3 protein-coding genes are annotated in these 3,495 nt (G+C 64.0%); all 3 read right to left on the bottom strand.

Annotated features, from left to right (window positions below):
- Nucleotides 1–1,581 (bottom strand): cation-translocating P-type ATPase (locus tag WB402_RS00520; protein ID WP_424204705.1); only part of this gene is annotated, 1,581 nt, incomplete at its 3' end.
- A gap of 2 nt (nucleotides 1,582–1,583) precedes the next feature.
- Nucleotides 1,584–1,718, bottom strand: coding sequence for a hypothetical protein (locus WB402_RS00515; RefSeq protein ID WP_424204703.1), 135 nt, complete (start codon nucleotides 1,716–1,718; stop codon nucleotides 1,584–1,586).
- 264 nt (nucleotides 1,719–1,982) lie between these two features.
- On the bottom strand, nucleotides 1,983–3,383 hold the full coding sequence (locus tag WB402_RS00510; RefSeq protein WP_424204702.1) for a sigma-54-dependent transcriptional regulator: 1,401 nt from the start codon (nucleotides 3,381–3,383) through the stop codon (nucleotides 1,983–1,985).
- Nucleotides 3,384–3,495: the final 112 nt, after the last annotated feature.

The raw sequence follows: 3,495 nt of genomic DNA, 5'->3' as shown, positions 1-3,495 counted from the left end.
CTCCTCGACCGCGGCGCGATCCAGCGGCGCGGCGCCCCCGGCTTCGAGTCCGTCGTGGCACAGTGGCAGCACATGCTCCGGCGCGCCTTTCGTATAAGCAACTACCGCCCCTCCTTCTTCCGCGCCCTCACCCCTTGTTCCCGCCGGGGCACACGAAAATCGTGTGTGCCCGTTCGGCGGAGAAAAGGTCCGCTGGACCTTTTCCTGTTCCCGCCTCACCTCCCGCTCACGCGAGAGAGGGGGAGTCGGAAGAGCCTCTCTATGAATGGTGGTCATGCGCGCGCGTTCGGAGTCGAACGCGATCTCGGCCAGCCGCGGCTGTATTTCCGTGAGCGAAGCCTTGTCGAAACCGGCGTCACGCGCCGCCCGGTACAACGCCACCTCGGTGGGATCGCCGATGATCCCGCCATCCGCCGTGGCGCGCGCGTCGTTGCTGAGCGCCAAGGCCGTCAGCAGCGTGCGCCACGGTTCCTGCGCGGCGACGTCGTCCGGCAGCGCGCGTTCCGACCGCGCCTCGGCGTAGAACTCCTCGACACGCATACGGTTCTCGGTGAGCGTGCCGGTCTTGTCGGAACAGATGAAGGTCACCGAACCGAGCGTCTCGACCGCCGGCAGTTTGCGGATGAGCGCGTGCTTGCCAACCATTTTTCTCGCGCCGAGCGCGAGCGACACCGTCACCACCGCCGGCAGCGCCTCGGGGATGGCCGCCACCGCGAGACTGATGGCGGTGAGCAGCATGAGCAGCAGCGGTTCACCACGCAGGACGCCGATCGCGAACATGATCGCGCAGATCGCGAGCACCGCGATCGCGAGCACGCGCCCGAAACGGGCGAGGCGTTTCTGCAGCGGCGTCTTGACCTCGTCCTCCGAGCGCAGCAGCGCCGCGATGCGGCCAAGCTCGGTCTCCATGCCGGTTGCCACCACCACGCCGCGCCCGCGGCCATAGGTCACGAGCGTGCCCTTGTACGCCATGTTGCGCCGGTCGCCGAGCGGCAGGTCGGCTTCGTGCATCCGGCGCGCGAGTTTCTCCACCGGCTGCGACTCGCCGGTGAGCGCCGCCTCCTCGATCTTGAGTTGCACCGCCTCGACCAGCCGCAGGTCGGCCGGCAACGCGTTGCCGGCCTCGATCAGCACCACATCACCGGGCACGAGTTCGCTCGCGGGAATCATCGCGGCATGGCCGTCGCGCCACACCTGTGCCTGCAAAGCCGCCATCTGCTTGAGGGCGGCGATGGCGCGTTCGGCGCGATACTCCTGCACGAACCCGATCACGGCATTCAGCACCACGATCGCCACGATCACCAGGGTGTCCACCACGTCGCCGATCATTCCCGAGACGATCGCCGCGCCAATCAGCACCAGGATCATGAAATCGGTGAATTGTCCGAGGAACATCGCGAGCGGTCCGCGGCGCCGGCCCTCGCGAATCTCGTTGGCGCCGTAGCGCTCGCGGCGTTTTGGCGCCTCGTCCGCGCTCAGTCCCTGACGCAGATCGGTTTGCAGACGCTGGACGACCTCCTCGGCTGGTAGCTGATGCCAGGCGGATTCTTCGGGCTGGAGGCGCGGGTCATCGTCGCCCATGGCTAGTCCCCGTGGAGATAAAGAAAGAAAGTATTCGGCGGATAAGTGAAAAGCGGCGACAGCCCGGCGCCGGCATACCCGATCGGCACGACACGCGGCACGAATTGCAAGCAGGTGCTCAGGATGGGCGTCAGCATGGTTGTCTCCTGTAACAGGAGAACATGATGAAGCCATCGGTCCGTCCCGGCAACCGCCGGGAGACGGTGAATACCTCAGTTAATAGCTCGGATATTGACCCGGCACGATTGTTCTTGAACGACTGCAAGGTGCATCATGTATTGTCGACATTTCTGATCACGAGCGTGCCGGGTCAATAAAGAAAATCATATGAATTTTTGATTATTGCGCGGCAAGACGCCTTCCGATCCAAGGCCATGTAAATATCAGTCCGCCGGGTACCTTTAACGAAATTCATGCCGCGCAATAATCTGAATGTTGAGCTTCTTGATGCGATGCCACAGGCTGCGTTCGGAAATACCGAGGCGCTTGGCGGCGTGCGCCTGCACGCCGTTGCACTGTGACAGCGCCTCGAGGATGGCGCCGCGCTCGACCTCCTCCAGCCAATGGTCGAGATTTTTTTCGCCAGTTTTATTGAGTGAAAAACGCTCCACGTTCCCCGCCGGACCGCTGCCGGCGGCTATCGCGCCGGGCAGATCCTCGACATCGATCGTCTGCCCACGACATGACAGCAACGAACGCTCCACAGTATTGCGCAGCTCACGGATGTTGCCGGGCCAGCCGTAGCGCTCCAGAATCTCCAGCGCCGCGGGCGTGAACGCCGTCACCTTTTTGTCCGTCTCGGAGGCCAACTCACGCAGGAAGGTTTGCGCCAGCAGCGGGATGTCCTCGCGCCGCGTCCGCAGCGGCGGGGCGACGATGCTGTAGACGTCCAGGCGGTAGAGCAGATCCTCGCGGAACTTGCCCTCGCGCACGTATTCCTTCAGATCGCGGTTGGTGGCGGCGATGAAACGCACGTCCACGGTCCGTACCTGATTCGAACCGACTGGAGAGAATTCGCGCTCCTGTAGCACGCGCAGCAGCTTGGCCTGCAGCGAGGCATCGAGATCGCCGATCTCGTCGAGAAACAGTGTTCCGCCCTGCGCCTGCTCCAGCCGGCCCGCGCGGTTCTGGCTCGCGCCCGTGAACGCGCCCTTGACGTAACCGAACAGCTCGGACTCCATAAGGTCGCGCGGAATAGCTGAGCAATTGATCGCGACCCACGGACGCTCGTGCCGCGGCGAGAGATCGTGGATGGTGCGCGCCACCAGTTCCTTGCCGGTGCCGGATTCACCCGTGATCAGCACGCCGGTCTTGTACGGTGCCACGCGCCGGATTTCCTCGATCAGCTGCTGCGCGACGTGGCTTTCGCCGACGAGGCGCTTGGTGCCGCGCGATTCGCTGACGGCGGCTTTGAGCTGTTCGTTCTCGCGCAGGATGTCGCGCAGCTTGATGGCGTTATGCACCACGATTTCGAGTTGCTCCGGCTCGAAGGGCTTCGTGAGGTAATCCGCCGCGCCGTCGTGAATGCTCTTGACCGCGGAGCGGATGGTGCCGTGCGCCGTTACAATGATCACCGGCACGTCCGGCCGGTCCTTGCGGCAACGGATGACGAAGGCCTCGCCGCCCATGCCGGGCATCTTAAGATCGCTGAGCACCACGTCGAGATTGGGATTCTGTATGTGCGCCAGCGCCGCCTCGCCGCTGTCCGCGACGAGCACTTCGTGACCGGCGCCTTCCAGCACCATGCGCATCACGGCCTGCATGTTCGCTTCGTCGTCAACCACCAATACGGTACGTTTCATACACTGCCCTCTATTAGCTCTTGCTTGCCGTCCCTGGCGCGACCGCGTGGTTTCTCCCCACCCCAGCCCGCTTACAGCCCAGGGTGCAGCAAGAATCTGCTGCACCCTGGGC

Origin of the sequence: Sulfuricaulis sp. (assembly GCF_049587675.1) — a bacterium.
Classification (GTDB): Bacteria; Pseudomonadota; Gammaproteobacteria; order Acidiferrobacterales; family Sulfurifustaceae; genus Sulfuricaulis.
Note: the sequence above shows the minus strand (reverse complement) of the source record. Positions and strands in the feature narration are given on the sequence as shown.